The sequence below is a fragment of the Enterococcus sp. C102(2024) genome, from assembly GCF_040888205.1.
GTDB lineage: Bacteria > Bacillota > Bacilli > Lactobacillales > Enterococcaceae > Enterococcus > Enterococcus faecalis.
Genome location: NZ_JBFOHH010000002.1, coordinates 477858 through 492789 on the forward strand (window position 1 = coordinate 477858; position 14932 = coordinate 492789).

Annotated in this window: 16 protein-coding genes; 2 read left to right on the forward strand and 14 right to left on the reverse strand. The window is 37.0% G+C overall.

Features of this window, described 5'->3' with window-relative positions; all coding sequences use genetic code 11:
* Positions 1 to 49: 49 nt before the first annotated feature.
* Positions 50 to 250: a hypothetical protein gene (locus AB3I34_RS06880; RefSeq protein WP_002355314.1), complete on the forward strand. Its 201-nt coding sequence runs from the start codon at positions 50 to 52 to the stop codon at positions 248 to 250.
* An 82-nt stretch (positions 251 to 332) separates the two neighbouring features.
* On the opposite strand, the gene AB3I34_RS06885 is transcribed toward AB3I34_RS06880, so the two are convergent.
* From AB3I34_RS06885 to rhaB, 6 genes are all read right to left on the reverse strand, one after another.
* Positions 333 to 1169: a sugar phosphate isomerase/epimerase gene (locus AB3I34_RS06885; RefSeq protein ID WP_010711975.1), complete on the reverse strand. Its 837-nt coding sequence runs from the start codon at positions 1167 to 1169 to the stop codon at positions 333 to 335.
* Between the two features lies 1 nt (position 1170).
* A complete protein-coding gene (locus tag AB3I34_RS06890; protein WP_002358417.1) occupies positions 1171 to 2049 on the reverse strand; it encodes an AraC family transcriptional regulator in 879 nt (292 codons plus the stop codon).
* A 251-nt stretch (positions 2050 to 2300) separates the two neighbouring features.
* Positions 2301 to 2612 carry an L-rhamnose mutarotase gene (rhaM, locus tag AB3I34_RS06895; protein WP_002380032.1) on the reverse strand — a complete coding sequence of 104 codons (312 nt, stop codon included), beginning with the start codon at positions 2610 to 2612 and terminating at the stop codon, positions 2301 to 2303.
* Complete coding sequence (gene rhaD / locus AB3I34_RS06900) at positions 2609 to 3457, reverse strand: rhamnulose-1-phosphate aldolase (protein ID WP_002363003.1); 849 nt, start codon at positions 3455 to 3457, stop codon at positions 2609 to 2611. The genes rhaM and rhaD overlap by 4 nt, the downstream gene beginning before the upstream one ends.
* 27 nt (positions 3458 to 3484) lie before the next feature.
* A complete protein-coding gene (gene rhaA / locus AB3I34_RS06905) occupies positions 3485 to 4771 on the reverse strand; it encodes an L-rhamnose isomerase (RefSeq protein WP_010711974.1) in 1287 nt (428 codons plus the stop codon).
* A complete protein-coding gene (gene rhaB, locus AB3I34_RS06910) occupies positions 4768 to 6279 on the reverse strand; it encodes a rhamnulokinase (RefSeq protein ID WP_025189297.1) in 1512 nt (503 codons plus the stop codon). The genes rhaA and rhaB overlap by 4 nt, the downstream gene beginning before the upstream one ends.
* Before the next feature lie 119 nt (positions 6280 to 6398).
* Between rhaB and AB3I34_RS06915 the strand changes: the two genes are divergently transcribed.
* The gene (locus tag AB3I34_RS06915; RefSeq protein WP_002375835.1) at positions 6399 to 7271 is read left to right on the forward strand and encodes an AraC family transcriptional regulator; all 873 of its coding nucleotides are present in this window, start codon (positions 6399 to 6401) and stop codon (positions 7269 to 7271) included.
* Positions 7272 to 7418: 147 nt separating this feature from the next.
* Here the strand turns inward: AB3I34_RS06915 and AB3I34_RS06920 are convergent, their stop codons facing one another.
* The 8 genes from AB3I34_RS06920 to AB3I34_RS06955 all read right to left on the reverse strand — a co-directional run bounded on the left by AB3I34_RS06920 (position 7419) and on the right by AB3I34_RS06955 (position 14926).
* Positions 7419 to 8714: a TRAP transporter large permease gene (locus AB3I34_RS06920; RefSeq protein ID WP_002375834.1), complete on the reverse strand. Its 1296-nt coding sequence runs from the start codon at positions 8712 to 8714 to the stop codon at positions 7419 to 7421.
* Between the two features lie 35 nt (positions 8715 to 8749).
* On the reverse strand, positions 8750 to 9226 hold the full coding sequence (locus tag AB3I34_RS06925; RefSeq protein ID WP_002355305.1) for a TRAP transporter small permease: 477 nt from the start codon (positions 9224 to 9226) through the stop codon (positions 8750 to 8752).
* A gap of 14 nt (positions 9227 to 9240) precedes the next feature.
* Entirely contained in the window at positions 9241 to 10248 is a 1008-nt protein-coding gene (locus AB3I34_RS06930) for a TRAP transporter substrate-binding protein (RefSeq protein ID WP_010711972.1), read from the reverse strand.
* Positions 10249 to 10268: 20 nt separating this feature from the next.
* Positions 10269 to 11375 carry a glycoside hydrolase family 105 protein gene (locus AB3I34_RS06935; protein WP_002385348.1) on the reverse strand — a complete coding sequence of 369 codons (1107 nt, stop codon included), beginning with the start codon at positions 11373 to 11375 and terminating at the stop codon, positions 10269 to 10271.
* A 229-nt stretch (positions 11376 to 11604) separates the two neighbouring features.
* A complete protein-coding gene (locus tag AB3I34_RS06940) occupies positions 11605 to 12393 on the reverse strand; it encodes a gluconate 5-dehydrogenase (protein WP_002362994.1) in 789 nt (262 codons plus the stop codon).
* Between the two features lie 21 nt (positions 12394 to 12414).
* Positions 12415 to 13254 carry a 5-dehydro-4-deoxy-D-glucuronate isomerase gene (gene kduI / locus AB3I34_RS06945; protein WP_002355301.1) on the reverse strand — a complete coding sequence of 280 codons (840 nt, stop codon included), beginning with the start codon at positions 13252 to 13254 and terminating at the stop codon, positions 12415 to 12417.
* 12 nt (positions 13255 to 13266) lie between these two features.
* Positions 13267 to 14274 carry a sugar kinase gene (locus AB3I34_RS06950; RefSeq protein ID WP_002419219.1) on the reverse strand — a complete coding sequence of 336 codons (1008 nt, stop codon included), beginning with the start codon at positions 14272 to 14274 and terminating at the stop codon, positions 13267 to 13269.
* 4 nt (positions 14275 to 14278) lie between these two features.
* Positions 14279 to 14926 (reverse strand): bifunctional 4-hydroxy-2-oxoglutarate aldolase/2-dehydro-3-deoxy-phosphogluconate aldolase, encoded by a 648-nt coding sequence (locus AB3I34_RS06955; protein WP_002375826.1) that lies wholly within the window; start codon positions 14924 to 14926, stop codon positions 14279 to 14281.
* Between the last annotated feature and the right edge of the window lie 6 nt (positions 14927 to 14932).

Consider the following 14932-nt stretch of genomic DNA (forward strand, 5'->3'; position numbering starts at 1 on the left):
TGATAACGTTTTCAACAAGTGGTATACTAAATAGAAGGAGGACGAGGACATGCGTTACTTAATTGGCGGTATTTTTTTATTGATTAGTATCTGGCAATTCATTGTTACTGGACGGACATTTTCCTACTTAAAGAAAGAGGGCGGTAAAAGAACCTCACCATTTATTCTGTTAGGACTATGGAGTAGTTTAGTGTTTGCTATTATTTCATTTGCTGTGGCGATTGCTTCTTTCTTTTATGTGAGTTTTTAAGGCAAGTGTATTTTATATTTTGTCTTATTAAGCAACAAAAACATCTCAAAAAATCGAGATGTTTTTTGTTGCACATTTTTATCTAAATGGAATGATATTGCGAAACTTTTTGATAGGCACTTGCTATTTTTTCAAATGGTGTTTCCTCAAAAATAGTGAACAGTCCGGGCTTATGTTTATTCAAAAATTGAATGGTTTCTTTAAGAGGTACCTGCCCTTCGCCAATGGCTACCGGAAATATCTGCTGATTTCTTATAATGAAATCTTTCAAATGAAAAGCAACGATTTTTTCACCAAAACACTCAAACGCTTCTTCTACTATTTCCAAATACGTTTTATCTATATCTACTCGAATTAAGTTGGTAGGATCCAAAATAATGCCTAAATTAGTTGAAGCAACCTCGTCAATCAATCGTTGCATTTTTTCAATTGTATGAATTGGATGATTGATTCCTGGTTCAATCCCAACAATTATCCCATACTTTTCAGCTTCTCGACATAATCTTCTAACAGAAAATAAAACTTCTTCGTAGGCTTCTTCTGTATAATTATCTTCAGTGTAATAAATCGTTTCATATATACTGCCTGTTTCAGTTGCAACGATTTTTGCCCCAAACATTGAAGCGTAACGAATGTATGTTTCAAATTGATGCAGTCGTTTTTCTCGCTCTTCTAAATCTGGATGAATCAGATTAATATAACAACTTAGGACGCTAATCGTAATCTTTTCATCTTCGAAAATATTCTTAAATTGACTTCCTAGTCCTGGAGATAGAACAGCAGCACTTGCATATTCTGGATAAGAAATACCTAAGGCAAATTGAATTGAAGTGATGTTCGTTTCAGCAATTTTTTTAGCCAATTCCACAGGAGATATTTTGGTGCCAACATCATGGGCACGTACTGCAAGTGTCAACATTTTATTCAAGCCTCACTTTCTTGATAGATTCTTCGTAATGATCAAAATGAATGATCTGATTATTCTTATGTTGCACCAAAAATTCTTTCGGTGTCATATTAAACTCTTTTTTAAAGGATTTCAAAAAGTGTGGATATGATTTAAATCCACATTTCAGGTAAACATCACTAGCACTGCGATATTCTTTTAATAACTGTTTAGCGTAAAGTAGTTTCTTTTTCAGCACAAATTGATGGAAAGTAAATCCTGTATGTTTCTTAAATTCCCGCGTTACATAATACTTAGTCACAAAAAAATTTTTTTCCATCTGTTCTAAGGTTAATGGTTGATCCAAATTTTGAGAAATGTAGGTAATCATTGCTTCAATTCGTTCATTTTCAATCATTTGTTTTGGTTGGCTCTCATTCTCTTCTTTCAGAACTAATTGATTTAAGTAAATTAAAAAGTCTAACAGTTGTTGTTCATAACGAACATCCGCACCATATTCTTCTGGCAAAGGAGAATGATCTAACGGGGTCAAGTAGTTTGCTAATTTTGCTACATCCACTTTGATAACTTTACTACGACGCTGACCAAAATGTTGAAAACAAGCAGACAAGTTTGTCCGTTTACTAGATCGTTGTTGTAAAAAATCGGGTGTTAAAAAAATATACATCCGTTCAAAATCATCAGTACTCTGCTTAATAATTCGATGTAAATCATGATAATGAATGAGTAAAACGGTCCCTGCTTCAACATCAAATTGATGTCCATCTAAAAAGAACGTTGCTACCCCTTTTAACGTACAATGGACTTCATAAAAATCGTGGTAATGATAGATGGTTTTTTCTGGACTAACCATATCTTTTACATGAAAGATCTCATATTGATCTGAAATCATACTATTTACTTGTGATTTCCGGATTTCTTTTACACTCTTCAACAAGATTCACCTCTTTTTTTAGAAGTTAACTATTTTTTGAATAAACAGTTACAGCTAATGTTGGTACAATTTATTACTTTCTGGAACAGGCGTTACCACAAAGGCTTTCTTTGTAAGTTCCAGAACAATTTCTTAAAATCAACTCCACTCAAGTAAGTTGTTTTGTGTACAATCATACGATTCACTATAACAAACTGTTCTATTTTAAATTATAGTTCAAAAACTTTTCTTAATTCAGTCGTCATCGGCGAGCAATCAGGATTTGTTTCCATAATATCTTCCATATAGTTCCACCATTTTTGATTGATTGGCGTCAGTGCTATTTGTTCCCAGCGAGCTTCATCTTCTATTTCTAAATAACCAAAAAGTGTACTGGTTTCAGGATTTAAAAAAATTTGATACTTAATTGCCCCATGTTCTTTCAGCATTTGACGCATTTCTGGCCATAACTCCTCATGACGTCGTTGATATTCGGCCTGTTGATCAGGATATACTTGCATACAAAAGGCTTTTTTTATCATAGCTTTCTCCGTTTTGATACTTTCTCTTCCAAATAGCCAACTTTCGGTGTCACACCAAACGCTTCTGCTAAGCGCCATAAATCTGCATCTGAAATTGTTTGGCGAACGCCTCCTTGCGCACAAACATAAGTGTACACTTCAGCGGCTTTTTCGGCAGTTTCAATTAAACCAAATACTTCATCCATATCACGGCCAGTACCATAAATACCATGTTGCGGCCATAAAACCAAACGAGATTCTTTCATTTTTTCAGCCGTTGCTACACCAATTTCATTCGTTCCAGGAACCAACCATGGAATAATACCAACACCGTCTGGAAATACTACTAAACATTCGGTACACATTTGCCATAATGTTCTAGTAAAGACTTTTTCATCTAATTCGTGGGTAAAACTCATTGCTAATAAATGACTCGCATGATTATGCATGACAATGCGATTTTCTGGATCAACAGCTAAACGAGCAATATGGCTCATAAAATGACTAGGTAATTCACTCGTTGGCACAGCTTCATCTTCTAAGCCCCACAATAGTTCTAATTCCTGGCCATTTTCACTAACTCGTAAAATCCCTAAGTTTTCACTTGGTGCATCACAGACATTTTTAAAATATTTTCCTGAGCCTGTCACGATAAAATATTTTCCTGCTAATTTCGTTGCATCAAATTTCATTGGAATCTTTCGGAGCACTTGTGTTGGATTTAGAAAAGGTAAAATCTCCTCCTCTTTTAATAAATACGAAATATTTCCGCCATTTCGTTCATCCCAACCTAAACGATATAAATTTTTGGTCGTTTTGACCATTTCTTCCACAAATGGTGCTTGTAACACGTTCATTTTTTTCATTTTAGAAGTTCCTCTCGTTTGTTAATTTTATGAAAAACGACAACTATCTTTACCTGTTGGCAATTGACGAGTTGGTAAAATCACTTTTTCGTATTCTTGAACATCCGTTAACCAATCTAAGCCGATAGGTACGTGATTTTCTTGACAGTAGTAGTTCCAGATATCGACGAATGGAAAGTCTTTTAACTCTTCCGTTAAGGCTAAACGTGTGGTAAAATCTCCTATCAATTCAGCTTCTTTTAAGACGTTTGTTGGCTCAAGCATCGCTTTCATTAACGCTTTTTGTGTATTGCGGGTGCCAATCACCCAAGCGGCAACACGATTGATTGTGGCATCAAAGAAATCTAAGCCCACGTGTGTTTGTCCTAATAAATCATTGCGAACTAACTCCTTGGCAATTTCTTGCAATTCATCATCCATAATGACAACGTGGTCACTATCCCAGCGAACTGGACGACTGACATGTAATAGCATTCCTTCGCCAAATAAGGATAATGAAGATAACTTATTAGAAATCACTTCTGTTGGATGAAAATGACCAGCATCTAAACAAATTAATTTATTCCGCGTTAAACCGTAGCCCATATAAAATTCATGAGACCCAACTGTATAGGCTTCTGAACCAATCCCAAAGAGCTTGCTTTCCACCGCATCGACTGTATAAGCTGGATCAATTTCCTCTGAAAAAATTTCATCTAGCGAAGCCATTAGCCTCTTTCTCGGCGTTAAACGATCAACTGGGTTATCTTTAAAGCCATCTGGCACCCAAAAGTTATTGACAGCTACTTGTCCTAATTCTCTTCCAAAATATTCAGCAATTCTTCGTGAACGTTTCCCATGCTCAATCCAAAAGTCTCGAACTTGCGGATTCGGATGAGCTAAAGTAAAGCCATCGCGGTACATTGGATGCGAGAAAAAGGTTGGATTAAAGTCCAATCCTAAGCCATTTTCTTTTGCCCAAGTCACCCATGGTTCAAAATGCTTTGGTTCCAGTTCGTTTAAATCCACCCTTTCCTCTGTGTCTAAATAAATAGCATGCAAATTCAATTTATGTTTTCCTGGAATTAAAGAAAACGCTTTTTCTAAATCTTGACGTAGTTGCTGGGGACTTCGAGCAACGCCTGGATAGTTCCCTGTAACTGAAATACCACCAGAAAGTTCATCCTCACTTAAGAAGCCTCTCACATCATCTCCTTGCCACACATGCATTGAAATTTTGACATCAGCCATTTTTTCCAATACAGCTTCGGTATCTACGCCAATACTGGCATATTTTTCTTTCGCTTCTTCATATTTTTGTGTAATGGTTGTCATAATGAGCTCCTTTTCATAAATGCTTGATAGCGATTTTTTATTGTTGAATCAATTGGATTTGCTTGATAGATTTCCGTGGGAAAAGATGTTTGGATACAAGTACGAGCTGCTGGAATATCTTTAAGTTCACCTGTTGCAATCATCTGCATCAAAAGATTACCTAAAGCAGTTGCTTCTCCAGGTCCCGCTTTCACTGTAACATTAGCAACATCAGCAGTTAGCTGGTTCAATAAACGATTATTGGAACCACCACCGACAACATGTAAAGTTGTAATTTTCCGTTCGATTCCTGTTAATTGAGCTAATTTTTCTAGTTCTACGCTGTAACACAATGCTAAATTATCATAAATACAACGAGCGAGTTCACCAGGGCTTTCAGGAACTGTTTGTTGTGTTTCACGGCAATAGGCTTGTAATTCAGTAATCATATTTCCTGGATTTAAAAAACGAGGATCATTTATATCAATAAATTGTTGAAATGCTGGTTCTTTTTCAGCTAAGGCGGCCAATTCAGCATAGCTATATTGGTAGTTTTGTTGCCGTGCCACTTCTTGAATTAGCCACATACCCATAATATTTTTTAAGAAACGAATTGTGTTCTGGGCGCCCCATTCATTCGTGTAATTTTCTTGGAAAGCTTCAGCAGAAATTGTTGTAACAGTAGCTTCAATACCTAATAAAGACCAAGTACCACTGCTAATGTACGCCCAGTCATCGCCAATGCCTGGCGTGCCTAAAATTGCTGAAGCTGTATCATGACTAGCTATCGTAATCAACGTTGCATTTGGTAAATCATAGTCTGGAAAAGCCGCTGTTTGCAGGTCGCCTAAAATCATGCCCGGCTCTACTAATGTTGGAAATAATGTTTCATCAACTCCTAGGAAATCCAGTAATTCACTTTCCCATTGTTTCGTTCCAGCATTCAACAGTTGCGTGGTGGAGGCGTTGGTGGCTTCGATGACTGCTTTTCCAGTAAAGACATAACCTAAGTAATCAGGGATTAACAACAATTGGCTGGCTGCAGCCAAACGTTCCTTTTCCTCTACAAATAACTGAAAAATGGTATTAAAAGGTTGAACTTGAATCCCCGTTTGTTGGTACAATTTTTCTAATGAATAGCCTTTTGAAAAATTTGTTACAGCTGCTTCTGTCCGTCCATCTCGATAAGCAATCGGTTCGTCCAAAAGTTGTCCAGATTGATCCAGCAGACAATAGTCAACACCCCAAGTATCAATTCCAATAAAGCATTCCTTGATACCTAATTGTTTAACTTTTTGCAGACCAAGCAGTAACTCATGGACTAAACTAGCCATATCCCAACGCTGATATCCATCTTTTTGATGAAAACCATTTTTAAAACGATGAATTTCTTCTATTGTTATCTGACCATTCGCTAAGCGTTGACTTTTCATTATGCGACCGCTAGAAGCGCCAATATCAACCGCTAAATAGGTTCGTTTCTCAACTTGTTCTTTTTTCACTTTGTTGATAGTTGTCAATCCTTTCACTATTTTTATTTTTTGTACGTTAGACTAACTTTATGTATTCATCATAAACAAAAAACAGCGCTTTCACCTCTCACAATTTTGAGATATAATTGTACTATCTTGGTAATTAGGAGGTTCTTATGGATTATTGGGAAAAAGCCGACTACTCTTGGTCAGACGATTCTAAGCGACATATTTTGACACCTAGTAGCAAAAGTCGCACACTTTTTTATTACATACAGGAAATTGGACAGTTTAAAGCCTCGCGCCCTTATTATACGGAGCGGGCACATTTACCATCATACTTAATTAAATTCACGCTAAATGGTAATGGGGAATTACGCTATCGTTATCATACATACAGCTTACAGAGAGGCGATTTATTCTTTATTGACTGTCGGGATTATCAATACTATCAAGCAACCAGCGAAGAGCCTTGGGAAATGGACTGGATTCATTTTGAAGGAGGAAATTCTGGCGCTTTTTTCCAAGAATTTATGAAAAATGGTTCACCTGTTTTCTCCACTAATCAGCTTCCTGAAGATAATCCTATTCATTTAATAATTCAGCAACTATTACAATTACAAGATTTACAACATGCGCAAACTGATTACCAATCTTCCGTTTTAATTCATCAATTACTGAACGAATTATTGTTGCAAAAGTATCGTCAAGACTTTACCTACGAAACGATTCCATCATTGGTTTTGGAAATGAAAGCTTACATTGATCAACATTTCAAAGAAACAATTTCTTTAGAAGACTTGGCTCAACTCTTTCATTTAAATAAATATCAATTGAACAAAGAGTTCTCCAAATACATTGGATTACCGCCAATTAAATATCAAATTAGTAAAAAAATTTCTTATTCAAAAGATTTACTACGCTATTCTAATCAAACAGTGAAAGAAATTGCTGTAGATGTTGGTTTAGAAAACTATGCCTACTTTAGTCGATTATTTAAAAAGCGAACTGGATTAACTCCTAGTCAATACCGTAAAAGTGGCTTCTAAAAAATCTCTCTATGACACATAACGTCATAGAGAGATTTTTTATTTCTATGCCTCCTAAACTCAATATTTTATAGTAAATTACCAAATCTAGTTGATTGAACAACGTATATTTCGCTCAATTGGGGTTGTTAGACAATTTGTATTGAATTAAGAAATTAGATTTGGTAACCACATGACAAGTTCAGGTACATATGTGATTAAAAGTAAAATTGCTAGAATTATCAGATAAAATGGAACTAGCGGTTTCAGCATTTGCTCAGCTTTAACACCCCCAACACTAGCACCAACATATAATCCTGTTCCAACAGGTGGTGTAATTGAGCCAACACACAAGTTCATAATCGCAAATAAACCAAAATGAACTGGATCCACTCCAACATTCATAACAATTGGTAAAAAGATTGGTGTAAAAATCAAAATAGCTGGACCAACATCCATAAACATTCCCACAAACAATAGGACAACGTTTACTAATAATAGAATTAAGTATTTATTGTCTGTGATTCCTAAAATAGCTGTACTGATTGCTTCTGGTATCCCTGTAAAAGCCATCGCAAAAGACATCATTGAAGAAGTTGCCAACAAGAACATAATGGTTCCGCTCATCAAGACAGCCTCTTTTAACATTTTAGGTAAATCGTTTATTTTCACTGTTTTGTAGTAAAACATTGAAATCAATAATGAGTATGCGACAGCGATTGCTGATGCTTCAATCGCTGTAAATAACCCCGTCAAAATACCGCCAATAATAATGACAATTAACAATACACTGGGAACCGCTTCTCGCAAAACCTTGCTGACTTCTCCTTTTTTTGCTTTTGCCACAGTAGGATAATTATGACGTTTTGCAATAACATAAGCTACCACCATAATTCCTAACGCCCACAAAGAACCTACCAAATAACCGCCTAAAAATAAAGAAGAAATAGAGGCCCCACCAGCCACCAATGAATACATAATAAACGCTGTACTTGGTGGAATAACCATCCCTGTAGGAGCAGAGGCAATATTTACAGCCGTTGCAAATTTCCGATCATAGCCCTCATTTACTTGTTGCGGAATTAGCACGCCACCAATAGCAGTCGATGCTGCAATTGCAGAGCTAGAAATCGAACCAAATAATGCGTTCCCTAACACATTAGTATGTGCTAGCGCGCCGGGAACACGACCAACAAATAACATAGAAAAATTTACCAACTTTTGGGCAATTCCCCCATTATTCATAATCACGCCAGAAAAAATAAAAAACGGAATTGCTACGAGAGAGAAACTATTTAAACTAGAGACCATTTTTTGAGCTGAGGTAAATGCAGCTGCTTCAAAAGGAATTACTAATAACAATGTTGCAATTGAAGATGCCGCAATGCTCATACCAATTGGCATACCAACTACCAATAAGACTGCAAAAACTACAAATAAGATAATGCCTGCTTCTAAAGCCATATTTTTACTCCTATTCTTTTTCTTCTATAAACGCATTAAGAATCTTTTGATTGCGTGAATAACTCTAGCAAATTCATCAAACTATAAATAAACATCAAAACACCTGCTACTGGAACAGCTAAATAGACATAACCCATAGGAATTGCCAAAGATGGTGAAATTTGTCCTAACGTAATTACTACACCATTCCAACCGCCAAATATCATAATCACTCCTGCAAAAAGTAGGAACAACAATTGAACAATAAATTCTAAAAAGCGTTTTTGTTTCCCTTGTAATTTTTCACTTAACAAAGTTACTGCTAAATGTCCCTTTTTTCCAACCACATAAGCAGAAGCTAACATCGCCAGCCAGACCAATGCAAAGCGAACAAATTCTTCTGTTAAGGTACTAGGATTTTTTAACACTGTCCGGGCAAACACTTGGTACAAAACGACCAAAACCATTGCAGCAAGAATGATTGATCCAAGTATTTCTAAAAGTCGATTTAAAAATTTTCTAAAACCTTTCATAATTACCTCCTTAATTAGTCCGCCAACTGGCGAATAGCCTGATACAGTTCGCCATATTCTGAGCTATTTTTGAATGATTCATGCAACGGTTGAACGAGTTTTTGGAATGGTTCACTGTCTACTTGATTGAACACAACGCCATATTCTGCTTGTGCTTTTTTCTTTTCTTCTTCAACCGCTTCTTTAAAGACCGTTTTTTCAAAAGCGGTCGATTCTTTTGCTGCTTCTTCAATCGCTTGTTCTTGTTTCGCTGTCAAACGTTCTTTTGTCCCCTCGTTCATAATCACAATATCTGGCACTCGAGTATGCTCATCATAAGAATAATACTTAGCCACACCACCATGACCAGCTGTATATAAAACGAACTCATTATTCTCTGCACCGTTGATTAGATTAGATTGTAGAGAAGTATATACTTCCGAACTACCCATAGGTACTGGCGAACCCCCTAAAAGTTCTACCATTTTGATGGCGGTTTCACTTTGCATGACCCGAATTTTTTTACCTTTCAAATCATCTGGAGATGTAACAGGCCCTTTGCTCATATAAAAACTTCGTTGACCAGAGTCATAATAAGTTAAACCAACAAATCCTAATTTTTTTGTAGAATCATACACTGGTTGCATTAGCGCTTGATTATCCATTACTTTAAAAAAATGTTTTTCATTATCAAAAATATACGGAATGGCAAATACAGAATAATCTTTAGAAAAACTTTCTAATGCTGATCCACTGACTTTTGCAAAATCAATTGCACCTGTTTGTGTTAATTCAATTAGTTCTGTTTCTCCCCCTAATTGACCATCTGGAAAGTATTCAATTTGAACTTTACCATCTGTTTTTTCCTCTACCAATTCACCGAATTTCTTCATAGAATCGATAACTGGTTGGCTATTGCTAGCATACGCATAGCGCAAGACTACCGTATCATTTGCCGAAGCTTCTGTTTTGCCGCAACCACTTAGCAACTGTAATCCTGCCAATACCATAACTGTTGTAAATAAAACCTTTCTTTTTTTCATGAACTTTTCTCCTTACTTTTCTAGCAATAAGAAACAAGCAATTCAGTCAAACATAGGATTGTTAATGATTGACCATAAGGCATCGCTGTCATTCCAATTGTGCGATAAAAATCTAAATTATCACCCATTCCTGTACCAACTGACACATGTTGTACTTCTCCCGTTTCATCAATCTCATTTAGTAAGCCAGCAATTGCTTTATTTGCCACTTCTTCATATTCAGAAGAAATATATTTTTTATGAACCGCTTTTAAAATCCCATAAGCGAATCCCGCTGTAGCAGAAGATTCTAAATACGAATTTGAATCATTAATTAATGTATGCCATAAACCAGATTCATCTTGGTATTTCGCTAAAGCTGCCACTTGCGCATTGAGGGTACTTAATAAAAATTCCCGTAAACTATCTCCTTTTGGCAACTCTAAGATTTCAATAATTTCTGGAATAGCAATCGTAATCCAGCAGTTTCCTCTTGCCCACAGTGCTTCCGCATAATTATGATTTCCTTCAAAAGTCCAACCGTGATACCATAGACCACTTTTTTTATCTTGTAAATATTTAATATGGATTAAAAATTGATGCTTTGCTTCTTCCAAATAATCGAGTCGATTCAACAACTTACCAATTTTTGCCAAAGGTAAGACAGTCATCATTAACGTATCATCCCATAATTGATTTTTATTTTCTGGTCCATATGTCGCATGTTGCAAACCACCTTCATTCGTTCGGGGCATTTCTTCCATCACCCATTCCGCCCATTGCTCTAAGTAAGGTATATATTTAGAGTCTTTCGTGTCTTCATATAGATAAGCCATTGTTAAAAGCGGAGCCATCGTATTCACATTCTTAGGCGGCGCGCCTTCTTGCATCCGACCTTCAAACCAGTCGTTAACTACTTGTAAAGCTTTTTCACTTTTAGTATTTCGATAATTCTTATATATACCATACAACCCAACGCCTTGCGGCCAGTTCCAAATCGTCCAACTTTTGTCATCAACTTTTAAACCATCAAAATCTAACAAAAATTCACCTGTGTTATCTTTAATCGTTGTTAAATTTCTAATTAATAAGTCAATCGTTGTTTCTACTGTATCTTTTGGTATGAATTGTTCCTGTTTAATAATCATCGGCAATCAAAACTCCTTTTCCATCCCACCAGCGCAAATGAAACGCTTTCATTTTTTTATAATTTTAGTTTAGCAAGGAATGTTAGCAAATTATATAGTTAATCTTGACGAATTACTGTCAAAAATTGACTTTTTTTAAAAATTAGATACGGTTTTTACCAATTCAATCAATGAGTAAATAACAAAAAACGGACATCCTTTTTAGGGATGTCCGCTTTTTGTTACTTATTTATGGTTGTTTTCCAATATAAGCTAAAATTCCACCATCGACATATAAGATATGTCCGTTAACAAAGTCAGAAGCGTTAGATGCTAAGAAAACTGCTGGGCCAGCTAAGTCTGCTGGTGTGCCCCAACGATTAGCAGGTGTTCGTCCCAAGATGAATTCGTTAAATGGATGCCCTGGTTCTCTTAATGGCGCCGTCTGTGGCGTTTCAATGTAGCCAGGTCCAATCCCATTACATTGAATATTATATTGTCCATATTCAGAAGCAATATTTTTCGTTAACATTTTTAGTCCGCCTTTTGCTGCCGCGTACGCACTAACTGTTTCACGACCTAGTTCACTCATCATTGAACAGATATTGATAATTTTGCCATGGCCCTTTTCAATCATATCTGGAATAACCGCTTTTGCCATAATAAATGGCGCATTCAAGTCAACATCAATCACTTGACGGAACTCTTCTGCTGACATATCCACCATTGGAATTCGTTTAATAATTCCCGCATTATTGACTAAAATATCAATAGAGCCGACTTCTTCTTTAATCTGAGCAACCATCGCTTGAACTTGCTCTTCATCAGTGACATCACACACATAACCACGTGCTTCAATCCCTGCGGCCCGATAATTTTCCAAGCCTTGTTCAACTGATTCAGGAGATAAGTTATTAAAAACAATTGTTGCTCCTGCTTCAGCTAGGGATTTCGCAATCTCAAAGCCAATCCCATAAACAGCACCTGTAATTAACGCTACTTTTCCATCTAATTGAAAATCATTCATTTTAAATTCCATGTTTTCTCCTCTTTCTTTGGTTTATTTTAATTGATCCATCGCAACCATATCCATGTCTGTGTACGTAATATTTTCTCCGCACATGGCCCAAATAAAGGAATAATTACTTGTACCAACCCCAGAATGAATTGACCAGCTTGGTGAAATGGCTGCTTGTTCATTACTCATTACTAAATGTTTCGTTTCATCTGGTTTACCCATCATGTGGAAAATCCGCGTATCTTCTTCCATATCAAAATAAACATACGCTTCCATCCGACGTTCATGTGTATGACAAGGCATTGTATTCCAAGCGCTACCTGGTTCTAAAATGGTGTAACCCATTTGTAACTGGCAACTTTCACAAACGTTCGGATGAATGTATTGGTAAATTTTACGTTGGTTCAATGTTAATGGATCACCCGTTTCCATTGGGGTAATTTCATCAATACTAATTTTTACGTTCGGATATTTATGATGTGCTGGGACACAACTAATGTAAAATTTCGCTGGATTATCAGGGTTTTCTGAAGAAAAACGAACATGTTTTGTTTCTTTCCCAATATAATAGCCATCTTGTTTTTTCATTGTTTCTTTGGCGCCATCAATTTCAATAAAGCCTGGTCCCCCAATATTAATAACTCCTAGTTCACGGCGTTCTAAGAAATAATCAACTCCTAATTCCTTGTCCAAAATAATTTCTAATTCTTCTGTGGTTGGTGTCACACCACCAAAAATCATCCGATCATTATGTGTGTAGGTTAAGCTGATTGCACCTGGAATAAAAACTTTCTCTACTAAAAATTCATCTCTCAATTGTTCTGTTGAATAGTGACGGATATCCGCCGGACTATGTGTATAACGTGTTTCCATATTTTGCATAACTAAAATCTCCTATCTATTTATTTTTCCTGAGCCCGTTGCCAAAAAAGCAAGGACTTCTTTTTGACTAAATTGATTACAATCACCATGGACAGTATGTTTTAATGCACTAGCTGCTGTCGCAAAATCAATACAGGTTTGTGGATCATAGGCAGCTAATAAACCATGTAAAACCCCACCAGCAAACGCATCACCGGCACCGACACGGTCAACAATCGGTTGTAATCGATGACATTTAGACGTATAATACGCACCTTTGTACCATAGCGTTCCGATTAATTCATTATCTGTCGCTGAATGAACTTGACGTTTGGTTGAATAAAATACTTGAATGTTGGGATAACGTTCTTGCATTTTTCGGTAGTACCACGTTAATGCGTCTTCAAGTTCTTCCTCTGGTTCTGGAATCTCCAGTAAATAACGAGCATCTAATACCCCAGCTGAACAAATATCAACAAATGGAAGAATGGCCTTCAATGCCACGCTCGCTTCTTTCTGGGACCAAAGTTTCCCTCGATAATTAATGTCAAAACTTACTTGGCACCCTGCTTGCTTCGCTGCTTTAACTAGCGCAACCGTCATACTTTGCCAATTTTTTGACAACGCCGCTGTAATCCCTGAAATATGAAAGATCTCTACTCCTGAAAACAGCTCATGTAAGTCCCATTCCATTTCTTCGATTTGAGCAAAGCTTGAATAGGCGCGATCATAGACCACACTGGCTGCTCGTTCTCCTGTACCAGTTTCCAAGTAATACGTTCCTAGGCGTGTTCCTCCAGTTCGTACAAATTCCGTTGAAACCCCATAACGACTTAAATGCTTTTTGGCGGCTTCTCCTAATGAATTATCGGGCACTTTACTAGCAAAAGTCACTTGGTGGCCATAGTTCGCTAACGAAATCGCTACATTCGCTTCACCACCGCCGTAATGTACAGCGAAATTTTCTGTTTGTGCTACGCGTATTCCGACAGGCGTGGACAAACGCAACATGATTTCTCCCAATGTTACGACTTTCCCCATGTGCCTACACCCCTTTGATTGCTTGGAATTTTTCCATATAGGTTTGGGCAACCTCACGAACTTTTTCAAAATCCCCAGTTGCTGCTGGCGCTAACAGATTGCCACCAACACCGACAGCCGTCACACCTGCAGCAAACCACTCGGCCATATTTTCCAAACTGACACCACCCGTTGGCATAATATTTAACTGAGGCAATGGCGCTTTAAATGCCGAAATAACACTCGGTCCATAAACACTTCCCGGAAATAGTTTAATAATATCTGCTCCGCTTTTCAGTGCTTCTTTCATTTCTGTGATGGTCATACAGCCTGGCAAATAGGGAACTTGATATAAATTGCAAATTTTAGCGGTTTCTTCATCGAAGCTTGGACTCACAATATATTCAGCCCCTGCTACAATAGCTAAACGAGCAGTCGTAGCATCCAAAACTGTCCCCGCACCAATGACTACGTCAGGATTCTCTTGGTATAACGCAACTAATTCCTGAATCACTTCTGTTGCTTGAGGAACAGTAAAGGTTAACTCAATCCCCCGCATACCGCCTGCTACAATGGCTTGACTAGCTTTTAGCGCTTCCTCTTTTGTCTTTCCGCGAACCACAGCAATCACGCCAGCATTTTCTAATTTTTGTAAAATTGATACTCGCTTCAACAGACT